Source organism: Embleya sp. NPDC056575 (genome assembly GCF_042793325.1).
In the GTDB taxonomy this organism is placed as follows: Bacteria; Actinomycetota; Actinomycetes; order Streptomycetales; family Streptomycetaceae; genus Embleya.
Genome location: NZ_JBHTVA010000012.1, coordinates 25,468 through 45,191 on the forward strand (window position 1 = coordinate 25,468; position 19,724 = coordinate 45,191).

At 72.3% G+C, this 19,724-nt stretch carries 20 protein-coding genes; 18 read left to right on the top strand and 2 right to left on the bottom strand.

What is annotated here, in order from left to right; genetic code table 11:
- The first annotated feature begins 8 nt into the window (after nucleotides 1-8).
- On the top strand, nucleotides 9-917 hold the full coding sequence (locus ACFRCG_RS11720; RefSeq protein ID WP_380030656.1) for a septum formation family protein: 909 nt from the start codon (nucleotides 9-11) through the stop codon (nucleotides 915-917).
- Nucleotides 918-1,272: 355 nt separating this feature from the next.
- Here the strand turns inward: ACFRCG_RS11720 and ACFRCG_RS11725 are convergent, their stop codons facing one another.
- Both ACFRCG_RS11725 and ACFRCG_RS11730 read right to left on the bottom strand, forming a co-directional pair.
- Complete coding sequence (locus tag ACFRCG_RS11725; protein WP_380030657.1) at nucleotides 1,273-3,138, bottom strand: ABC transporter ATP-binding protein; 1,866 nt, start codon at nucleotides 3,136-3,138, stop codon at nucleotides 1,273-1,275.
- Nucleotides 3,135-4,958: an ABC transporter ATP-binding protein gene (locus tag ACFRCG_RS11730; RefSeq protein WP_380030658.1), complete on the bottom strand. Its 1,824-nt coding sequence runs from the start codon at nucleotides 4,956-4,958 to the stop codon at nucleotides 3,135-3,137. The genes ACFRCG_RS11725 and ACFRCG_RS11730 overlap by 4 nt, the downstream gene beginning before the upstream one ends.
- A 321-nt stretch (nucleotides 4,959-5,279) precedes the next feature.
- Between ACFRCG_RS11730 and ACFRCG_RS11735 the strand changes: the two genes are divergently transcribed.
- The 17 genes from ACFRCG_RS11735 to ACFRCG_RS11815 all read left to right on the top strand — a co-directional run bounded on the left by ACFRCG_RS11735 (nucleotide 5,280) and on the right by ACFRCG_RS11815 (nucleotide 19,561).
- Nucleotides 5,280-6,437, top strand: a complete 1,158-nt coding sequence (locus ACFRCG_RS11735; protein WP_380030659.1) for an alpha/beta hydrolase — start codon at nucleotides 5,280-5,282, stop codon at nucleotides 6,435-6,437.
- A 60-nt stretch (nucleotides 6,438-6,497) separates the two neighbouring features.
- Nucleotides 6,498-7,148: a TIGR03085 family metal-binding protein gene (locus tag ACFRCG_RS11740; RefSeq protein WP_380030660.1), complete on the top strand. Its 651-nt coding sequence runs from the start codon at nucleotides 6,498-6,500 to the stop codon at nucleotides 7,146-7,148.
- Nucleotides 7,149-7,191: 43 nt separating this feature from the next.
- The gene (gene hisI / locus ACFRCG_RS11745; RefSeq protein ID WP_380011436.1) at nucleotides 7,192-7,569 is read left to right on the top strand and encodes a phosphoribosyl-AMP cyclohydrolase; all 378 of its coding nucleotides are present in this window, start codon (nucleotides 7,192-7,194) and stop codon (nucleotides 7,567-7,569) included.
- A 103-nt stretch (nucleotides 7,570-7,672) separates the two neighbouring features.
- Nucleotides 7,673-9,226: an anthranilate synthase component I gene (locus ACFRCG_RS11750; RefSeq protein ID WP_380030661.1), complete on the top strand. Its 1,554-nt coding sequence runs from the start codon at nucleotides 7,673-7,675 to the stop codon at nucleotides 9,224-9,226.
- 103 nt (nucleotides 9,227-9,329) lie between these two features.
- Nucleotides 9,330-10,061 carry a TIGR02234 family membrane protein gene (locus tag ACFRCG_RS11755; protein ID WP_380030662.1) on the top strand — a complete coding sequence of 244 codons (732 nt, stop codon included), beginning with the start codon at nucleotides 9,330-9,332 and terminating at the stop codon, nucleotides 10,059-10,061.
- A 94-nt stretch (nucleotides 10,062-10,155) separates the two neighbouring features.
- Entirely contained in the window at nucleotides 10,156-10,365 is a 210-nt protein-coding gene (locus ACFRCG_RS11760; RefSeq protein WP_078977628.1) for an HGxxPAAW family protein, read from the top strand.
- A gap of 570 nt (nucleotides 10,366-10,935) precedes the next feature.
- Complete coding sequence (locus ACFRCG_RS11765; protein WP_380030664.1) at nucleotides 10,936-11,229, top strand: CD225/dispanin family protein; 294 nt, start codon at nucleotides 10,936-10,938, stop codon at nucleotides 11,227-11,229.
- Between the two features lie 34 nt (nucleotides 11,230-11,263).
- Nucleotides 11,264-11,689, top strand: coding sequence for a DUF2752 domain-containing protein (locus ACFRCG_RS11770; RefSeq protein ID WP_380030778.1), 426 nt, complete (start codon nucleotides 11,264-11,266; stop codon nucleotides 11,687-11,689).
- Nucleotides 11,690-11,865: 176 nt separating this feature from the next.
- Nucleotides 11,866-12,675: an indole-3-glycerol phosphate synthase TrpC gene (trpC, locus tag ACFRCG_RS11775; protein ID WP_380030665.1), complete on the top strand. Its 810-nt coding sequence runs from the start codon at nucleotides 11,866-11,868 to the stop codon at nucleotides 12,673-12,675.
- Nucleotides 12,676-12,688: 13 nt separating this feature from the next.
- The gene (trpM, locus tag ACFRCG_RS11780; RefSeq protein ID WP_380030666.1) at nucleotides 12,689-12,838 is read left to right on the top strand and encodes a tryptophan biosynthesis modulator TrpM; all 150 of its coding nucleotides are present in this window, start codon (nucleotides 12,689-12,691) and stop codon (nucleotides 12,836-12,838) included.
- A gap of 55 nt (nucleotides 12,839-12,893) precedes the next feature.
- Nucleotides 12,894-14,114, top strand: coding sequence for a tryptophan synthase subunit beta (trpB, locus tag ACFRCG_RS11785; RefSeq protein WP_380030667.1), 1,221 nt, complete (start codon nucleotides 12,894-12,896; stop codon nucleotides 14,112-14,114).
- Nucleotides 14,111-14,926 (top strand): tryptophan synthase subunit alpha, encoded by an 816-nt coding sequence (gene trpA / locus ACFRCG_RS11790; RefSeq protein ID WP_380030668.1) that lies wholly within the window; start codon nucleotides 14,111-14,113, stop codon nucleotides 14,924-14,926. Before trpB ends, trpA begins: the two co-directional genes overlap by 4 nt.
- A gap of 137 nt (nucleotides 14,927-15,063) precedes the next feature.
- Nucleotides 15,064-15,876, top strand: coding sequence for a DsbA family protein (locus tag ACFRCG_RS11795; protein WP_380030669.1), 813 nt, complete (start codon nucleotides 15,064-15,066; stop codon nucleotides 15,874-15,876).
- A 117-nt stretch (nucleotides 15,877-15,993) separates the two neighbouring features.
- Entirely contained in the window at nucleotides 15,994-16,671 is a 678-nt protein-coding gene (locus tag ACFRCG_RS11800) for a MauE/DoxX family redox-associated membrane protein (protein ID WP_380030671.1), read from the top strand.
- 6 nt (nucleotides 16,672-16,677) lie between these two features.
- Nucleotides 16,678-17,490: a DsbA family protein gene (locus tag ACFRCG_RS11805; protein WP_380030672.1), complete on the top strand. Its 813-nt coding sequence runs from the start codon at nucleotides 16,678-16,680 to the stop codon at nucleotides 17,488-17,490.
- Between the two features lie 114 nt (nucleotides 17,491-17,604).
- The gene (lgt, locus tag ACFRCG_RS11810; protein ID WP_380030673.1) at nucleotides 17,605-18,681 is read left to right on the top strand and encodes a prolipoprotein diacylglyceryl transferase; all 1,077 of its coding nucleotides are present in this window, start codon (nucleotides 17,605-17,607) and stop codon (nucleotides 18,679-18,681) included.
- Between the two features lie 130 nt (nucleotides 18,682-18,811).
- Entirely contained in the window at nucleotides 18,812-19,561 is a 750-nt protein-coding gene (locus tag ACFRCG_RS11815) for a VIT1/CCC1 transporter family protein (protein WP_380030674.1), read from the top strand.
- Nucleotides 19,562-19,724 lie beyond the last annotated feature (163 nt).

Here is a 19,724-nt window from a genome sequence, read left to right on the forward strand (position 1 = left end):
TCGACGTGATGAGCAGTCCCGGCGGATATCCGGGCGGTGACCGGGGCGGTGGCGACCCGGGCGCCGGGGGCTACGGCGGCTACGGTGGGGGAGGCTACGGCGGCGGCTCCGGCGGTGGTTACCCGGGCGGCCCGGCGGGGCCCCCGCCCGCGAACCCGCCTCCGTCCCCGCCCTATGGCGGCCCGACGATCGGCGGCCCGCCCTATCGCGCGGGGCCGCCCTACGGAGGTGGCGGCCCGCCGTACGGCGGAGGTCCGCCCTACGGCCCGCCCGCGGGGCCGCCCACGGGGCCGCCCGGCGGCGGGCGCAGCGGTCGGGTGGTGGCGGTCGTGGTGGTCGTCGCGCTGGTGATCGCCGGCGGCGTGATCGCCTTGGTGGTGAGCCTGGGTGACGACGGCAAGAGCGACAAGGCGGGCCCGACGACGAGTGCGACCCGGCCCACGAGCGCGCGGCCGAGCGAGAGCGCGTCGCCCACGGACTCGCCCGAGCCGCCCACGAGCGAGCCGCCCACGAGTGGGCCGCCGGCCACGGAAGCCGGCTCGCCGCCGGCGACCAACCCCAACGGCAGCGTCGCGGTCCGCAAGGTCCCGCTCAGTCCGGGCGACTGCATCTCGTTCGCGGCCGGGAGCACCGACGTGAACAAGGTCGGGTGCACCACGCCGCACGACGGGCAGCACATCGAGAACGTCGCGCTGCCGGACGGCGCGTGGCCCGGTGACGGGGCGATGGACACCAAGGCGTCGGAGGTGTGCAAGCCGATCACCGAGCCGGTGATCAATCGTCAGCCCGACGCCGCGCAGTTGACCTGGCTCTACATCTATCCGAAGGAATCGGGCTGGGCCTCCGGTGATCGTGAGGTCCAGTGCCTGGTGTCCTACTCGGACGAGACCAAGAAGCTGACGGCGCCTTTGCAATAGGTTTTCGGCCGCGCACGATGTGGGCCCGGGCTAGGTGGCCTCAAGCGCTGGCCGGGCTGTTTGGCCTCAGGTGCCGGTCGGGCTGTTTGGCCTCAAGCGCCGGCCGGGCTGTTTGGCCTCAGGCGCCGGTTGGGGTGAGGGTGGGCTCGTGCGGGCTTGGGGGTTGGGCGCGGTGCCGCATGGGGTGGTGGTGGACGGGTTGACCGGCGTTCGAGGACGGTCCGGCCGCGGGCCCGCTTTCGTGGGAGTCGGGTGCGTGATGTTCGCCCGTCGGCGACGTTTCTTGCCGAACGCGGCCGGGGATCCGGCCCGTTCGGCGTTCGAGGACGGCCGGGTTGGGGGTGGGCTTGTGGGGTCAGGTCGGGTTCGGGGTCGGTTTTTGTTGGGCCGTCCATGATGCGTGGAGGCGGGTGTAGATTCCTCCGGCGGTGACCAGGCGGGTGTGGGGGCCGCGTTCGATCAGCTTTCCGGCGTCGAAGACCAGGACCTCGTCCGCCGATTCGGCCGTGGACATCCGGTGTGCGATGAACACCGCGGTGCGGCCCCGGGTCAGGCCGTCCAGGGCCCGGTTGATCCGGACCTCGGTGGCCGGGTCGACCGCCGACGTCGCCTCGTCCAGGACCAGCAGGTCCGGATCGGCGATGTAGGCCCGGACCAGCGCGACCAACTGCCGCTCGCCCGCCGACAACGACTCGCCGCGCTGGCCCACCCGGGTGTCCAGGCCGGCGGCCAACCCCGCGAGCCAGTCGGCCAGTCCCAGGTCGGCGAACGCGGCGACGATCGCCGCGTCGTCCGCGTCCGGCCGGCCGTACCGCACGTTCTCCCGCAGCGTGGCGTCGAACAGGAAGCCCTCCTGCGGCACCATCACCACCCGCGCGCGCAGCGACGAGAAGCGCACCCGGGGCAGGTCGACGCCGTCGAGCAACACCCGGCCCTCGTCCGGGTCGACCAGGCGCGTGAGCAGCTTGGCGAACGTGGTCTTGCCCGAGCCGGTCTCGCCGACCACCGCCACCCGGGTCCTGGGCGCGAGCGTGACGTCCACGTCGTGCAGGATCCGCGGGCCGCCGGGATAGCCGTACGAGACGTGGTCGAACCGCACCTCGACCGGGCCGCGGGGCAACTCCTCGCCCGCCTCGCCCGGATCGGCGATGTCCGGCTCCACGTCCAGCACCTCCAGCACCCGACGCCAGCCCGCGAGCGCGTTCTGCGCCTCGTTCAGGATCTCCACGCCCATCTGCACCGGGCCCACGAACAACGTGACCAGGAACAGGAACGCGACCAGCTCGCCCACGCTGAGCTGCCCGTCGATGCCCAGCCACACCCCGACGACCACCACCAGGCCGTTGGCCAGGCCGACCACGAACTCGCCCATCGGGAAGGTCAACGCGACGAACAACTGGGCCCGGGTCTGCGCGTCGCGGTGCGCGTCGACCGACTCGTCGATCCGGCGCGCGGTGCGCTCCTCGATGCCGTGCGCGCGCACGATCGCGGCGCCCACGACCGGCTCCGAGATGGCGCCCAGCATCCGGCCCATGGCGACGCGCACGTGCGAGTACGCGGCCGCGATCCGCTTTTGCACCGCGCGCATGAAGAAGTACAGCGGCGCGAAGCACACCCACACCAGCAGGGTCAGCTGCCAGGAGTAGACGAACATCAGCACCGTCACCAGCGCGATCTGCCCGACGCTGACGATCAGCAACAGGCCGCCGAACTGGATGAATCGGCTGATCGTGTCCACGTCGCCGGTCACCCGCGAGACCAGCGAGCCGCGCTTCTCGGACTGCTGGTGCAGCGTGGACAGGTCGTGGATGTGCCGGAAGGCGGCCACCCGCATCGTGGACAGGCCGCGTTCGCTGGTGCGGTACAGCCGCACGTTCATCGCGTACGCGGACACCGCGGTGACCACCACCGCGAGCGCGGCGAGCGCGGCCATCGTGCGTACCACGGTCAGGTCGGGACCGGCGTCGGCGCGCAGGCCCCGGTCGATGGTCTGCTGCACGGCCAGCGGCACCACGATCCGGCCGGCCGTGCCGATCACGGCCAGCAGCAGGGTGACGATCAGGCCCTCGGTGAACTCCGGGGTCATCCGCAGGCCGCGACGCAGCACGCTCAGGCCGGACTCGGTCGGCCGGTCGGCGTCGGGACCTATTCGGGAGCCCGACCCGCTCTTCGGCTCGGGTTCGGGCGCGGCCGGCTTGGGCACGGCGGTGGCGATACTCATGAAGCCGTGGCCTCCTCGGCCTCGTCGACGTCGATGTCGGTGTCGAGTTCGTGCTCCGCGTCCTCGCGCGCGGCGCGTTCGTACGCGTTGACCAGGCGGCGGTAGCCCACCGAGCGCTCCAGGAGCGTGTGGTGCGGGCCGCGGTCGAGCACCCGGCCGCCCTCGATGTAGACCACCTCGTCGGCGAGCGCGATGGTGGCCTTGCGGTAGGCGACCACGACCACGGTGGCCGGTCCCGCGTCGCGCAGCCCGTGCAGGATGGCCGCCTCCACGCGCGGGTCCACCGCCGAGGTGGCGTCGTCCAGGACGAGCAGGCGCGGCCGGCGCACCAGGGCCCGGGCCAGCGCGATCCGCTGGCGCTGGCCGCCGGAGAGGGTGGTGCCGCGCTCGCCGACCTGGGTGTCCAGGCCCTCGGGCAGCGCGGCGACGAAGTCGGCCTGGGCGATCCGCAGCGCCTCGTGTACCGCGGCGTCGTCCAAGTCCAGGCCAAGGGTGATGTTGTCGCGGACGCTGTCGTCGAACAGGAACGCCTGCTGCGGGACCAGCGCGGCGGTGGCCGCGATCCCGCCCCGCCGGTAGTCGCGCAGGTCGGTGCCGTCGAGCAGGATCCCGCCGTCCACCGGGTCGACCAGCCGGACCAGGAGCGAGACCAGGGTGGACTTGCCGGATCCGGTCGGGCCGACGACGGCGATGGTGCGCCCGGGGTCGACATCGAACGCCACGTCGTGCAGCACGTCGGTGTCGTCGGTGTAGCCGAAGCGCACCGCGCGCGCCTCGAGGCGGGCCGGACCGGCCGCCGCGTCACCACCCTCGATCTCGCCGTAGGTGTGCTCGCCCTCGGCGTCCAGCACGCCGCGGACCCGGTCGTAGCCGACCACCGAGCGCGGCATGTCGCCGAGCAGCCAGCCGATCGCCCGGACGGGGAAGGCCAACAGGGTGAACAAATAGGCGACCTGCACCAGGTCGCCCGGGGCCAGATCGTCGTGCGAGACCCGGACCGTGCCGACCACCAGGACCAGCAGCACGCCGAAGCCGGGCAGCGCCTCCAGGATCGGGTCGAACAGCGCCCGGACCCGCCCCACCGCGATGTTCGCGTCGGCCAACTCCCGCGACGCGGCCGCGAACCGGGTGGTCTCCTCGCTCTCCCGGCCCAGCGTCTTGACCACCAGCGCGCCGTCGAAGCTCTCGTGCGCGATCTCCGCGACGTCGGCGCGCAACTCCTGCGCGCGCATCGCCAGCGGCCCCTGCCTGCGCTGGTAGACGATGTTGAGCGCGGCGATCGCCGGGAAGATCACGAAGCCGACCAGGGCCAGCGCCCAGTCGGTGATCACCATCGAGATCGCCGCGACGAACAACATCACCACCACGCCGGTGGCCATCGGCAGCGGCGCCACCGGGTTCCACGCCGCCTCGACGTCGGCGTTCGCGTTGGACAGCAGCGTGCCGGTCGGGTGGCGGTGGTGCCAGGCGAGCGGCAGCCGCAGGTATTGCCGGGTGACCCGGCGGCGGAAGGTGGCCTGGAGGCGGTACTGCATCATGCCCGCCCACAACCGCCGGCCGATCACGCCGAACGCCTTGAGCAGCGCGACGCCGAACACCGCCGCGAACGCGCCGATCAACGCGCCCGCCGTGGTGTGCCCGTCGCGGAAGGCCGGGATGATCACATCGTCGGTGACCCGCCCGAGCACAAGGGCCGAGCCCACCGTCATCACGCCGTACACCGCGCTCGCGCCCACCGCGGCGGCGAAGATCCGAGGCTCCTCGCGGATCGCGACGCCGAGTACGCGCAGTCCTTGTCGCAGAACGACCTTGTCCGCCACGGGGCTCACTTTCACGCGGATTCCCCCGGATTCACCAAAATCCGGGGGAACGCAGCCGCCGCGAACGGGGCTGTCGACGATGTTTGTCCGATGAACGTACAAGGCGCCGCCGACCGCCCCGATTCCCCGTCCGCCCCGCCGACTCCATCCCGATCACCGGCCTCCGGGCGGATTGGAGCAGACCATTCCCGCATGTCACCCTGTTTCGGGCGCTCCCCGCGAACGGGCTCGCGACGCCCCGGTTACCCGCAACCAAACCCCGGGTCGGGCTCGTCTCCACGGTCGTGCCCTGACCATGATCGATAGACCGAGGACGCCGCTGTGGGCCTCACCAGCCTCAAACTGATAATCCTGCTGTGCCTCGTCACCGTCGCGGCGGCGTCGGCAGCCGTGTTCTTCTGGCCCAAGCTGTCCCGCCAGCACGTGGTGCCCATCCTGGGCCGGGTCGGCATCCTGCTGAGCACGCAGGTCCTGCTCCTGGCCACGGTCGCGGTGATCGGCAACCGATATTTCGTCTTCTATACGACCTGGGACGACCTGTTCGGGCGCACCGGCAAGCCGGTCCTGAACTTCGGCGAGGCCGGCCCCGGCGACATGCCCAAACTGGTCAAGGAGAAGGGCACCGAGACGATAGACGTCCCGCAGGGGAGCAACCCCCAGGTCGCGGGCCAGATCATGCAGGTCGACCTGGTCGGACGACGCAGCGGGATGGGCACACCCGCGCTCGTCTACCTGCCGCCGCAATACTTCCAGGCCCAGTACAAGGACCGGCGCTTCCCCGTCGTGGTCACGCTCACCGGCTACCCCGGCAACGAGCGCAACCTGGTCACCCGGCTGGAGCTGCCCAAGATCGCCGCCAACGAGATCGCCGCCGGCCGGGTCCAGCCCACCATCTACGTGATGATGAAGCCCAGCGTCGGCCTCGACCGCGACACCGAGTGCACCGACGTGCCCGGCGGCCCGCAGGTCGGCATGTTCTTCAGCCAGGACCTGCCCGAGGCGATCAACCAGGCCTACCGCGTCGCCCCGGGACCGCGCGGCTGGGCCATGCTCGGCGACTCCACCGGCGGCTACTGCGCGGCCAAGCTGCCGATGCTCAACTCCGACCGGATCGGCGCGGGCGTCGCGCTCTCCGCCGACTACGGCGCCCCCTCCGACGGCGACACCGGCGACCTGTACGGCGGCAGCAAGGCCTACCGCAACCAGAACGACCTGCTGTGGCGGCTGAAGAACCTGCCCATGCCGCCCGTCAGCCTCCTGCTCACCAGCAGCGAGAGCGGCGAACCCAACCTCGCCGACACCCGGGAGTTCCAGAAGCTGGCCAAGGCGCCGCTCAAGGTGGACACGCTGATCCTGCCCACCGGCGGGCACAACTTCAAGACGTGGCAGACGGTGCTGCCCGACGCGCTGCGCTGGCTGAGCACGCAGCAAAAGAGCGACCACCCCAAGGAGCCGGGGACGGTGGCCGCCTCGCCGTGACCGGCCGTGTCGCGGATCGCGCCCCTTGATTTCATCCGGCGCGGGCCGAAGGATCGGCACATGCCGACTTCCCACGCCCGCGCCGAACGCGCCGCGCTCGCCGAACTGCTGCGCGTCATGGGACCCGACGCGCCGACCCTGTGCGAGGGCTGGACCACCCGGGACCTCGCGGCCCACCTCGTGGTCCGCGAACGCCGCCCGGACTCCGGACCGGGCCTGGTCTTCAAGCCGCTCGCCGGATACACCGAACGGGTACGCCTGCGGCAAGCGGTCAAGCCGTACGAACAGAGCGTGCGCCTGGTCGCCGACGGGCCGCCGACACTGTCCGCGTTCGGCATCCCCGGCGTGGACGCGGCGGCCAACACGATGGAGTACTTCATCCACCTGGAGGACGTCCGGCGCGCCCGGCCCGGCGGCGCCGAACCGCGCGAGCTGGACCCCGCGCTCACCGAGATCCTGTGGAAGCGGGCCAAGGGTTCCTCGCGGATCGCGCTGCGCGGGGTGCCGGTGGGGGTGGCGCTGCGCCGCACCGACACCGGCGCCGACGAGCCGGCCCAGCCGATCCACAAGGGCACCCCCGTGGTCACGCTGGCCGGACACCCGGCCGAACTGCTGCTGTACCTGTTCGGCCGCAAGGAGCACGCCCGGGTTGAGGTCACCGGCGACCCGGACGCGGTACGGGCGCTGCGCGCGGCCGATACCGGCCTGTGAACGCTCGCGCGGCCGGCCCGCGCGGGTCTGCGACAATGCGCGCATGACCGGTGCCTCCCACCCTCCCGCGCGGCCGTCCGACCTCGATCCGAGCATCGCCGCCCGCCTCAAGCGCGACCCCGACGGCCTGATCGCCGCCGTCGCCCAGGCGAGCGACACGGGCGAGGTGCTGATGGTCGGCTGGATGGACGACGAGGCGCTGCACCGCACGCTGACCACCGGACGGTGCACCTACTGGAGCCGCAGCCGGCAGGAATACTGGGTCAAGGGCGACACCTCGGGCCACGTGCAGAAGGTGGTCTCGGCCGCCCTCGACTGCGACGGCGACGCGGTGCTCGTGCGGGTCGAGCAGACCGGCGCCGCGTGCCACACCGGCGCGCGCACCTGCTTCGACGCCGACGTCCTGCCGGTTACCTCCTGACCGTCCGCCTCCCGACCGTCCGCCTCCGCCCGTCGCCTCGCGACCGTCCGGTCGCCGGACCGGTCCCCTCCGCCGACCCGCCGCCCGGGAGACTGCGCTCGCCATGACCACCGGAACCGTCACCCCCGACCCGGACACCTTCCGGGAACTCGCCCGCGACCGGCGCGTCATCCCCGTCACCCGGCGCTTTCTGGCCGACGGCGACACGCCCGTGGGGCTGTACCGCAAGCTCGCCGCCGAGCGGCCCGGCACCTTCCTGCTCGAATCCGCGGAGAACGGCCGCTCCTGGTCCCGCTATTCGTTCGTGGGCGTGCGCAGCGCGGCGATGCTCACCGAAGTGGCCGGTCGGGCCCGCTGGTTGGGCACCCCGCCGGTGGGCGTGCCGGTGGACGGCGACCCGCTGGAGGTGCTGCGGGCCACGATGGAGGCGCTGCACACCCCGCACGGCATCCCGGGCCTGGACCTGCCGCCGCTGACCGGTGGGATGGTCGGCTACCTCGGCTACGACATCGTGCGCCGGTTGGAACGGCTGCCCGAGTCGAGCGTGGACGACCTGCGCATCCCCGAGCTGATGATGTTCCTGGCCACCGACCTCGCGGTGCTCGACCACGTGGACGGCAGTGTGCTGCTGATCGCCAACGCGATCAACCACGACAACCGCGAGTCGGGCGTGGACGAGGCGTATCGGGCGGCGGTGGCCCGGCTGGACGCGATGACCGCGGACCTGGCCCGCCCGACCGGACTGGCCGCCGCGGCGTTCGAGCGGGCGGCGCCGGCCGAGGCGGTCGGCCCCTGGGGCTCGGGCGAGTACCGCAAGGCGGTGGCTGCGGCCAAGGAGGAGATCCGGGCCGGCGAGGCGTTCCAGATCGTGCTCTCCCAGCGCTTCGAGATGCCCACCGAGGCCGGCGCGCTGGACGTGTACCGGATCCTGCGGGCGACCAACCCCAGCCCGTACATGTACCTGTTCCGGATGCCCGGCCCCGACGGCGGCGCCGAGGGCGGCTTCGACGTGGTCGGCTCCAGTCCCGAGGCGCTGGTCAAGGTCGAGGAGGGGCGGGCGATGGTGCACCCGATCGCGGGCACCCGCCACCGCGGCGCCACGCCCGCCGAAGACGCCGCGCTCGCCGAGGAGTTGCTGGCCGACCCGAAGGAACGCGCCGAACACCTGATGCTCGTCGACCTGGGCCGCAACGACCTGGGCCGGGTCTGCGCGCCCGGCACGGTCGAGGTGGTCGACTTCATGTCGGTCGAGCGCTACAGCCACGTGATGCACATCGTGTCCACGGTGGTGGGCGAGTTGGCGCCGGGGCGAACCGCGCTCGACGTGTTCGCCGCGTGTTTCCCGGCGGGCACCCTGTCCGGCGCGCCCAAGCCGCGGGCGATGGAGATCATCGAGAACTTCGAGCCGACCCGGCGCGGGTTGTACGGCGGCTGTGTGGGCTACGTGGACTTCGCGGGGGACCTGGACACCGCGATCGCGATCCGCACCGCGCTGATCCGCGACGGCGTCGCCTACGTCCAGGCCGGCGCGGGTGTGGTCGCCGACTCCTCGCCGGAGGCCGAGGACGTGGAGTGCCGCAACAAGGCGGCGGCGGTGCTGCGCGCGGTGGCGATCGCGGCCACGCTGGCCCCCGCGCACGAGGGCCCGGCGTCCTGACGGACGCGGGTGCTCCGGTGGTGGCGCTTCGGCGGAGGCGCTCGGGTGGGGCGTGGACCCGACCCGGGTCAAGGCGCGGCGAGGCGTGGTTCATGCTGGATGCATGACCGACGCGAGGACCGAGGCCGGCGCGGCGCGCCGCGGCACCGAGACGGACGACCGATCGCCGGGCGGGGCGCCGACCGCCGAGGCGGCGGAACCCGGGGCCGGGGCGGAGAGCGGGGCGGCCGAGACGGTGGATGTCGCCGTGCGGGAGCGCAAGGCCGCTCGGCGCGAGTTGACCGCCGCGGTGTTGCTGGTCCTGGTCGGCGCGGGTGTCGTGCTCTCGGTGGCGGGACGCACCTGGGCCGACGGCACGGCGCTGGTGCACGGCTCGCACATCGCGGTGCACGCGAGCGGCAACACGATCAACAAGGCCACGTCGGCGCTCGCGCTGCTCGGGCTGGCGGGCGGCCTCGCGATCCTCGCGACCCGGACCGTCGGCCGCACGCTGATCGGCGCGCTGATCGCGCTGGCGGGGGCCGGGGTCACCGTGCTGGCCGTACAGGGCGCGCGCGACACCTCGGCGGTGGACGGCGAGGCGGCGAAGAAGGCGGCCGTCGAGGGTGTGCGGGCGGTGGACGTGAGCCACGCGGTCTGGCCGTGGTTCGCGGCCGTGGGCGGTGTGCTGATCGTGCTGGCCGGGCTGTTCGTGGTGATCCGCGGGCGGCGCTGGCCCGGAATGTCCAACCGGTACGAGGCGCCGGCGGGGCGCGGGGCCGCGGCCCCGCGGCGTACCGCGACCAACGCGGACCTGTGGAACGCGTTGGACCGGGGCGAGGACCCCACGCGCTGAGCACTGCTCCCGGCGGGTGACAATAAGAATCGCGCGGGTGCGACCCGCGCGCTTACGCGTGTGCAGTTCGTTGTGAAGCCGAAGGAGTCGATCGATGTCGTCGCAAGCCGGAAACCACGGCAGCACCCCCGCGGCCTGGACCGTGACCATACTCGCGCTGATCGGTTGCACCGTCTCGGGTGTCGCGATGATCGCGGCCAACGTGATGCTTTTCTGGGTCGGGGCCGCGGTGGTGTTGGTCGGCTGTATCGCCGGTGCGGGGATGCGGATGGGTGGGCTTGGGGCTGCGCCCGCGCGTCGCTGACGCCTCCGCGCTCGGGCCGTGCGGCGGCGGCCTTTGGCCTCAGGCGCCGGTCAGGCTGAGTGGCCTCAGGCGCCGGCCGGGCTGTTTGGCCTCAGGCGCCGGCCGGGCTGTTTGGCCTCAAGCGCCGGCCGGGCTGTTTGGGCTCCAGCGCCGGTCGGGCTGAGTGGCCTCAAGCGCCGGCCAGGCTGAGTGCCTCAGGCGCCGGCCGGGCTGAGTGGCCTCGAGTGCCGGTCGGGCTGTTTGGGTTGCAGTGCTGGTCGGGGGGCTTGTCTGTCGGTTGGGCTGTGGCCTCAAGGGGCGGCTGGGGTGCTTGGGTTCAGGTGCCGGCCGGGCCGGTTGGGGTCCGGTGTCGGTCGGGGGCAACGGCTGGGTGGGCTTGTGCGCCGGGCGGGTTGTTCGGGGTTGCGGGCTGGTGGTTGGTGGGTGGGTTTTCGGGTGGTGGTGGGTGGCTTGTTCTAGGGTTGGCTTGTCGGCCTAGGGGGGAAAGTGGCGTACGGCTACCCGGGGGCTCCCGGCGATGGGGATCGGACGCGGGAGTGGAACGCGCCGCCTCGGCCGTTCGGGCATTCCGTGCCGCCCTATGGGCCGCCCACCGCGCCGCCGCCCGGGGCGCCGGACAACTACCTCGCCTGGGCGGTCGTGGCGACCGTGTTCTGTTGTTTCCTGGCCGGGGTTCCGGCGTTGCTCGCGGCGACCAGCGTCAATGAGCGGTGGCAGCGCGGTGACGTGGCCGGGGCCCGGCTCGCCTCGCTGCGGGCGCGCAACTGGACGATCGGGACCGTCCTGCTCGGGGTGATCTTCTGGACCACCTGGATGGTCGGCGTCTTCCTGCTGGGCTGGAAAGACACGCTGGGTGACCTGTGATGGCACCCGCCGACGGCACAATGTGTCCGTGAGCATGCCCGCCCGCCCCGCGCCGGCCACCGGATTCCGGCTGCGCAACCTGGGGCTTCCGGCCACGAGTCTGGCGGTGCTCGCGGCCGCCACCACGTATGTGGGCCTGGTGGATCCGCGCGAGAGCGGCCACTACCCGTCCTGCCCCTACCTGGTGATCACCGGCCTGGCCTGTCCCGGCTGCGGTGGGCTGCGCTGTGTGCACGCGCTCACCCACCTCGACCTGCCGGCGGCGCTGGGCTACAACGCGCTTGCGGTCGCGCTCTTCCCGCTGATCGGGTGGTTGTGGCTGCGCTGGGCGGTGCGAACCGCGCGCGGCGAGCCGCGGCGCACATTGGCCGATCCTCGGTGGTTGCGGGCGCTGCTCGCCGTCGTACTGGTCTTCTGGATCGTTCGCGACCTGCCGTTCGGCGCGGGTCTCGCCCCCTGACGCACAGTGATCGGCGGCGGTTTCGCGAGCCGGACCGTGCGCACGGGGCGACCGTGCGACGCCGTATGCTGCCCCCACCTCTTCGGCGGTGCGATGTGTCGGGTCTGTTCGAATCGGCCTATACCATCGAAGGGCCGGGGGAGCAGGTTCTCCGGACGAACGAGGGGATGTAGGGCGTGACTGTGCTCGACGAGATCATCGACGGTGTCAACGCCGACCTCGCCGAACGACAGGCCCGCGTATCCCTTGACGAGATCAAGGAACTCGCGGCCCGGGCGCCGGCACCCCGCGACGCGGAGAGCATCCTGCGCGGCGACGGCATCGCCGTCATCGCCGAGGTCAAGCGCTCCAGCCCCTCCAAGGGCGCGCTCGCCGCGATCGCCGACCCGGCGGGCCTCGCCGCCGACTACGAGTCCGGCGGCGCATCCGTGATCAGCGTGCTCACCGAGCAGCGCCGCTTCGGCGGCTCGCTCGACGACCTCGACGCCGTCCGCGCCGCGGTCGACATCCCGGTCCTGCGCAAGGACTTCATGGTGACGAGCTATCAGCTGTGGGAGGCCCGCGCGCACGGCGCCGACGTCGCCCTGCTGATCGTCGCGGCCCTGGAGCAGAACGCGCTGATCTCGTTGATCGAGCGCTCCCGCTCGATCGGTCTCACCACCATCGTGGAGGTCCACGACGAGGAGGAGACCGCCCGCGCGCTCGACGCCGGCGCCACCGTGATCGGGGTCAACGCGCGCAACCTCAAGACCCTCGAGGTGGACCGCAACAACTTCGCCCGGATCGCCCCGCTGATCCCGGACACCTGCGTGCGCATCGCCGAGTCCGGCGTGCGCGGCCCGCACGACCTGATCGCCTACGCCAACAACGGCGCCGACGCCGTCCTGGTCGGCGAGTCGCTGGTCACCGGGCGCGACCCGCGCAGCTCGGTCGCCGACCTGGTCGCCGCCGGCGCCCACCCGGCGATCCGGCACGGGCGCGGCTGAGGGCGCGGGCACGATGAGCATGGACCCGCGACTGGCCCGGGGCTGCAAGCCCCGCGGCTGTCGCGCGCCCGCCCGCCGGGTGCGTGGCCGCCGCGTGCGGTACGTGATCGGCTGCGAGCCCGGCCAGGTGCCGGGCAGCCGATGGCGCCGACACGTTTCCTGACCCACCCGTCAGCAACGTGCCGTCCCACGGCATGCCACACCGACAAGGACCCCGCATGTCCAGCACTGCCCAACAGCCGGATCCCTCCGGCCACTTCGGCGTCTTCGGCGGGCGGTTCCTGCCCGAGGCGCTGATCGCCGCCCTCGACGAGCTGACCGCCGCCTACGACAAGGCCAAGGACGACCCGCAGTTCCAGGCCGAGTTCACCGGCCTGCTGCGCGACTACGCCGGTCGCCCGAGCATCATCACCGAGGCGCCCCGCTTCGCCGAGCACGCCGGCGGCGCGCGGATCATCCTCAAGCGCGAGGATCTCAACCACACCGGCTCGCACAAGATCAACAACGTGCTCGGCCAGGCCATCCTGACCAAGCGCATGGGCAAGACCCGGGTGATCGCCGAGACCGGAGCCGGCCAGCACGGCGTGGCCACCGCCACCGCCTGCGCGCTGCTCGGCCTCGAGTGTGTCGTCTACATGGGTGAACTCGACACCCAGCGCCAAGCGCTCAACGTGGCCCGGATGCGGGTGCTCGGCGCCGAGGTGATCCCGGTGGCGATCGGCTCGCGCACCCTCAAGGACGCGATCAACGAGGCGCTGCGCGACTGGGTCGCCAACGTCGACACCACCCACTACCTGCTCGGCACCGCGGCCGGCGCACACCCCTTCCCGGCCATGGTCCGCGACTTCGTCCGGGTGATCTCGGTCGAGGCCCGGCAGCAGGTGCTCGACCTGACCGGGAAGCTGCCCGACGCCGTCTGCGCGTGCGTCGGCGGCGGCTCCAACGCGATCGGCGCCTTCCACGCGTTCATCCCCGACGAGGGCGTGCGGCTGTACGGCTTCGAGGCGGGCGGCGACGGCGTGGAGACCGGACGGCACGCCGCCTCGATCACCGGCGGCTCGATCGGCGTACTGCACGGCGCGCGCACCTACCTGCTCCAGGACGAGTACGGGCAGACGCAGGAGTCGCACTCGATCTCGGCCGGCCTGGACTACCCGGCCGTCGGGCCCGAGCACGCCTGGCTGCACCAGACCGGCCGGGCGATCTACCGGCCGATCGACGACGCCCCCGCGATGGAGGCGTTCCGGCTGCTGTGCCGCACCGAGGGCATCATCCCGGCGATCGAATCGGCGCACGCCCTCGCCGGCGCGATCGAGGTCGGGCGCGAACTCGGCCCCGACGCGACCATCCTGGTCAACCTCTCCGGGCGCGGTGACAAGGACATGCACACCGCCGCCAAGTACTTCGATCTCCTCGACGCGGAAGCGGAGCAGTCGTGACCGGCACCGGTACCACCACCAGGCTCACCGAGGTGCTGGCCGCGGCCCGCGCGGACAACCGCGCCGCCCTGGTCGGATACCTCCCGGCGGGCTACCCCTCCGTCGAGGGCTCCGCCGCCGCGATGCGCGCGATGGTCGAGGGCGGCTGCGACATCATCGAGGTCGGCCTGCCGTACAGCGACCCGCAGATGGACGGGCCCGTCATCCAGCGCGCCGTCGAACACGCGCTGGCGCACGGCACCAACACCCACCACGTGATCGACAACGTGCGCGCGGTCGCCGAGACCGGCGCCGCCACGTTGGTGATGTCCTACTGGAACCCGATCGAGCGCTACGGCGTCGAGCGGTTCGCGAGCGAGTTGGCCGCGGCCGGCGGCAGCGGGGTGATCACCCCCGACCTGATCCCGGACGAGGCACACGAGTGGATCGCCGCCACCGACCGCCACCGGCTGGACCGGATCTTCCTGGTCGCACTGTCCTCCTCGGACGAGCGCATCGCCTACACCACCCGACACTGCGGCGGCTTCGTCTACGCCGCCTCGGTGATGGGCGTCACCGGCGCCCGCGCCTCGGTGAGCACGCTCGCGGGCGACCTGGTCGCGCGCACCCGCGCCACCACCGATCTGCCGGTGTGCGTGGGCCTGGGCGTCTCCACCGCCGCCCAGGCGGCCGAGGTGGCCGGCTACGCCGACGGCGTCATCGTCGGCTCCGCGTTCGTCCGCGCCCTCCTGGACGCGCCGAACGAACAGGCCGGCCTGGACGCCGTCCGCGCCCTGGCCGGCGAACTCGCCGAGGGCGTCCGCAAGCGCTGACCGCCCCCGAAGCTCTCATCCCGTGTAAAAACCCAACAAAATGAGCACCGGCTGACCGACGGCCGCCGCAGCACTCCAGCGGCGGCCGTCGGCATGTCGCGCGCCATCCACCCCACCCCCCATCGGAGGAACCCGCGTTGAGCGCCAAGACCAGGACCAACCGAACGCCCGTCATCCTCGCCGTCGTCGGCGTGTTCGTGGTCGCGGTGCTGGCCGCCGTCCTGGGCGTCGTGCTCACCACGGGCAACGAGAGCAAGAGCGACGACTCCGGCCCCGCGGCACAGCCGACCGGCGCCAAGGCGGCCATCCGCGACGTCGACCTCGCGAGCCTGCCCGCCGCCGTGCGAGCCGACGGCACCATCCGCGTCGGCGGCGACGCGGCCCCCGTCACCGTCACCGTGTACGAGGACTTCCGCTGCCCGTTCTGCAAGCGCTTCGAGGCCAACTTCGGCCCGCTGCTCGCCGACTACGTCCAGGCCGGGAAGATCAAGGTCGACTACCACATCGCGTCCTTCCTGGACGGCAAGCTCGGCGGCACCGGATCGGTCAAGGCCGCCAACGCCGCGCGCTGCTCGGTCGACACCGGCAGGTTCGCCGCGTACCACGCCGTGCTGTTCAAGAACCAGCCCGACGAATCCGAGGACGGCTACACCGCCGACCGCCTCCTGGACCTGGCCGGCCAGGTCCAGGGCCTGCGCGGCGAGACCTTCGACGCGTGCGTGAACACCGACGCCAACGCCGCCTGGGTGAGCGCCTCCGAGAGCACGTTCGAACGCTCCGGCGTCTCCGCCACGCCCGCGATCGCCGTCGACGGAAAAATTCTCGACTCCGGGAACTCGGCCATGCGTTCGCCCGACAACCTTCGTGAACTGCTCGACCAACGACTGGGGAGCCCCGAGAGTGGTAAGGCGGCGCTCGGACAGGAACCTCAGGCGCCTTCGGCCGGTTAGACAGGACATGTGCCGGTCCGGGTGCGGGGGACCAGTGGACCGGCCGTCCCTGAACCTCACCCGTCGTGACGGAGGTCAGACCGTGGGAAGCAAGACGATCGAGCCGGCGGCCGAGCGATGAGCGCGACCGCCGGCCCGACCGGGGCGAGAGCGGCAGGCCCGACCGGGGCGAGAACGGCGGGCCCGCTCGCGGGTCTGCGGCCGTACGTGCCGTGGATCGGCCTCGCCGCCCGGCTCGGCCTGGCCTTCGTCTGGGCGTACGCCGGCTGGGAGAAGGCACTCGACCCCGACCAGGCCGCCTACGCGGTCCGCGGCTACGACGTGCTGCCCGACGGCCTCGTCGACCCCGTCGGCTACGCCCTGCCCTACCTGGAACTGGGCCTGGCCCTGCTCCTGGTGTTCGGCCTGGGCACCCGGCTCGTCGCGTCCTTGTCCGCGCTGCTCCTGCTCGTGTTCATCGCGGGCATCACCCAGGCGTGGGCGCGCGGCCTGGCGATCGACTGCGGCTGCTTCGGCGGCGGCGGTCCGGTCGAGCCGGACAAGACCGCGTATCTCGAGGAGATCCTGCGCGATTGCGGCTTCCTGCTGCTCGCGATCTGGCTGATCGTCTTCCCCCGCACTCGGCTGTCCGCCGACGCCTGGCTGTTCCCGGAGGAACCGCCCTACGACGAGGACTTCGAGGACGAGGACGAGGACGAGGAGGACGCCGACGAGGACGAGGCGCACCACGGCGGCGGACGAGCACCGCGGGGACGCGAACCGGAACCCCGGAACCCGGGAACTGAAAGGCCCTGAGATCACGTGAGCTCGAAGAATTCGGCAGGCAAGCGCACCGCGCGCGAGCGCATGGCCCAGGAGCGTGCCCGCCAGGAGGCGGCCGCCAAGCGCAAGCGGATGCTGATCATCGCCGGCGCCGTCGTGGCCGTCCTCGCGGTCGTCGCCATCATCGGCGTGGTCGTCGGCACGTCCAAGACCAACAAGAAGAAGGGGCCATGGAAGGACGCGCTCGCCAAGCCCTACAGCGCTCCGCCCAACCTGTCCGCGGACGGCCTGGGCGTCCCGGTCGGCAGCAACCCGAACGCCCCCTCGCTGATCATGTACGAGGACTTCCGCTGTCCGATCTGCCACGAGGTGGAGAAGGCGCTCGGCCCCACCCTGCGGCAGATGGCCGACGCCGGCACGATCAAGATCGACTACCACATCGCCTCGTTCCTGGACGGCAAGCTCGGCGGCAACGGCTCCAAGTACGCGGCCAACGCGGCCGGGTGCGCGCAGACCGCGGGCAAGTTCGCGCCGTACCACGACACCCTCTACGCGAACCAGCCGGACGAGTTGAACGACAAGTTCGGCAACCGCTCCTACCTGCTCGACCTCGCGGGCAAGGTCGACGGCCTGCGCTCGCCGGCCTTCGACCAGTGCGTGAACGACCTGAGCCACGCCGGGTGGGTGAACAAGGTCGAGGACGCGTTCCAGAACGCCAAGATCGGTGACACCCCCGTCACCGGCACCCCGACCGCGGGCATCAACGGCAAGACCATCGACCTGATCGTCAAGGGCCGCGGCCTGGCCACCCCCGACGAGGTGCGCGCGCAGATCCTGGCGGCGATCAAGTAGTCACCGTCCGTCGCCGCACGAGCGGGCGCGACCCCGAAATCCTCGGGACCGCGCCCGTTCGCACGTGCCCGCCGGCACACGTATCCCCCCGCACCCGGTAGCGTCGTACCCGCCATGGACCTCGCATTCATTCCCAGCCCCTCGCGCGGACAGATCGACCTCGGTCCGATCCCGCTGCGCGGCTACGCGCTGTGCATCATCCTCGGTGTCGTCCTCGCGATCTGGCTCGGCGAGCGCCGCTGGGTCGCCCGCGGCGGTCGCGCTGGCACGGTCGGCGACATCGCCGTGTGGATGGTGCCCTTCGGCCTCGTCGGAGGCCGCCTCTACCACGTCGTCACCACGCCGGAGCCGTACTTCGGCGACGGTGGCGACCCCATGCAGGCGTTCGCCGTCTGGAAGGGCGGCCTCGGCATCTGGGGGGCGATCGCGCTCGGCGCGGTGGGCGCCTGGATCGGCTGCCGCCGCCGGGGCATCCCGCTTCCCGCGCTGGCCGACGCGCTCGCCCCGGGCATCGTGCTCGCCCAGGCGGTGGGCCGCTGGGGCAACTGGTTCAACCAGGAGCTCTACGGCCGCGAGAGCGACGTGCCGTGGGCGGTGAAGATCGACGGCGACCACAACGTGATCGACCCCGGCCAGAGCGGCACCTTCCACCCGACGTTCCTGTACGAGTCGTTGTGGTGCGTCGGCGTCGCCGCGCTGGTCATCTGGGCCGACCGCCGCTTCAAGCTGGGCCACGGCCGGGCGTTCGCGCTCTACGTCGCGGGCTACACGGTGGGCCGGTTCTGGATCGAATACATGCGCGTCGACGACGCCGAACACGTGCTCGGCATGCGGCTCAACAATTGGACGGCGATTCTCGTCTTCGCCGGCGCCCTCGTCTACATCTGGGTCTCGGCCCGCAAGCACCCCGGCCGCGAGGCCCCGGAGACGCTGCGCGGACACGACCCCGAGGGCGGGGACGACGCGGAGGCGGTCGCGACGGACGCGGACGCGAAGACGGTCGACGCGCACGCGGAGCAGACCGACGCGGACGCGAACAAGGCCGCCGTCGACCTCGGGAAGTCCGACCGCCCCGACCCCGTCGACGCCGACGCGGAGCCGGACGCGGCGGCGAGCGACGCCGAGCCCGGCCCGGACGACGCCGGGCAGCACGCCGGCTCCGGCCCGCGCAAGGCCGCCGACAAGGGCTGAGCGACCCACGCCGCTAAGGCTGTCCGAACCGCGCCCACCTGCGGGTTCGGACAGCCTTTCCTGGCCGGCGGCACCCGGCGGCGAAACGGTAGCGTCGTGGCCCCAGCGTGACGAGAGGGCCGAACGAACCGTGAAGACCAGCCACATAGCCGCCGAGGTGCCCGACCCCGCCCCGGAGATCGGACACCAGGACGGCATCGACCACACCCACCGCGACATCGGCGGCGGCTGGCTGCGCCCGGCCGTGTTCGGCGCGATGGACGGACTGGTCTCCAACTTCGCGCTCATCTCCGGCATCGTCGGCAGCGACGCGACCCCCAGGACCGTGGTGGTCACCGGCCTGGCCGGCCTGGCCGGCGGCGCCTTCTCGATGGCTGCGGGGGAGTACACCTCGGTCGCCTCGCAGGCCGAACTGGCCCGCGCCGAGGTCGAGGTCGAACGCCGCGAACTGTGCCGCAGCCCCGAGGCCGAACAGCGCGAGCTGGCCGAGCTGTACATCGCCCGCGGCCTGGACGAGGACCTGGCCGTCGAGGTGGCCCGGCAGCTGTCCCGCGATCCCGAGCTGGCCCTGGAGATCCACGCCCGCGAGGAACTGGGCGTCGACCCGCACGACCTGCCCTCGCCGTGGCTCGCGGCCGGCTCCTCGTTCGCCTTCTTCGCCATCGGCGCGCTGCTCCCGCTGCTGCCGTACCTGCTCGGGGCGACCACCCTCACGCCCGCGCTGATCCTGACCGCCCTCGGCCTGTTCGGCGCCGGCGCCGTGGTCTCCCGGGTCACCGCCCGGCCGTGGTGGTTCGGCGGAACCCGCCAGTTGGTGCTCGGCGCGGCGGCGGGCGGACTGACCTATCTGCTCGGCCTGCTGATCGGCCGACAGGTATAGAAGGCACCCACGACGTGAACGCGGCGTGATGCGCCCGTAACCCGCCCGTAGCCCGGCGACCCCACCCGGAAACCAACCGCCATACCGGTCCGAGACGTGCGGTTTCGTCGCCCGGATGGTCGGGAATGAGCCACCCGATATGCCAAGGCGACCGGCGCGGCGC

Excerpts from the sequence above, each read along its gene's own strand:
- ACFRCG_RS11760 (WP_078977628.1), top strand. The coding sequence starts at position 10,156 with ATGTCGTCGCAAGCCGGAAACCACGGCAGCACCCCCGCGGCCTGGACC.
- hisI (WP_380011436.1), top strand. The coding sequence starts at position 7,192 with ATGACCGGTGCCTCCCACCCTCCCGCGCGGCCGTCCGACCTCGATCCG.
- trpB (WP_380030667.1), top strand. The coding sequence starts at position 12,894 with ATGTCCAGCACTGCCCAACAGCCGGATCCCTCCGGCCACTTCGGCGTC.
- ACFRCG_RS11740 (WP_380030660.1), top strand. The coding sequence starts at position 6,498 with ATGCCGACTTCCCACGCCCGCGCCGAACGCGCCGCGCTCGCCGAACTG.
- ACFRCG_RS11750 (WP_380030661.1), top strand. The coding sequence starts at position 7,673 with ATGACCACCGGAACCGTCACCCCCGACCCGGACACCTTCCGGGAACTC.
- trpM (WP_380030666.1), top strand. The coding sequence starts at position 12,689 with ATGAGCATGGACCCGCGACTGGCCCGGGGCTGCAAGCCCCGCGGCTGT.
- ACFRCG_RS11770 (WP_380030778.1), top strand. The coding sequence starts at position 11,264 with ATGCCCGCCCGCCCCGCGCCGGCCACCGGATTCCGGCTGCGCAACCTG.
- ACFRCG_RS11725 (WP_380030657.1), bottom strand. The coding sequence starts at position 3,138 with ATGAGTATCGCCACCGCCGTGCCCAAGCCGGCCGCGCCCGAACCCGAG.
- ACFRCG_RS11800 (WP_380030671.1), top strand. The coding sequence starts at position 15,994 with ATGAGCGCGACCGCCGGCCCGACCGGGGCGAGAGCGGCAGGCCCGACC.
- lgt (WP_380030673.1), top strand. The coding sequence starts at position 17,605 with ATGGACCTCGCATTCATTCCCAGCCCCTCGCGCGGACAGATCGACCTC.
- ACFRCG_RS11720 (WP_380030656.1), top strand. The coding sequence starts at position 9 with ATGAGCAGTCCCGGCGGATATCCGGGCGGTGACCGGGGCGGTGGCGAC.
- ACFRCG_RS11755 (WP_380030662.1), top strand. The coding sequence starts at position 9,330 with ATGACCGACGCGAGGACCGAGGCCGGCGCGGCGCGCCGCGGCACCGAG.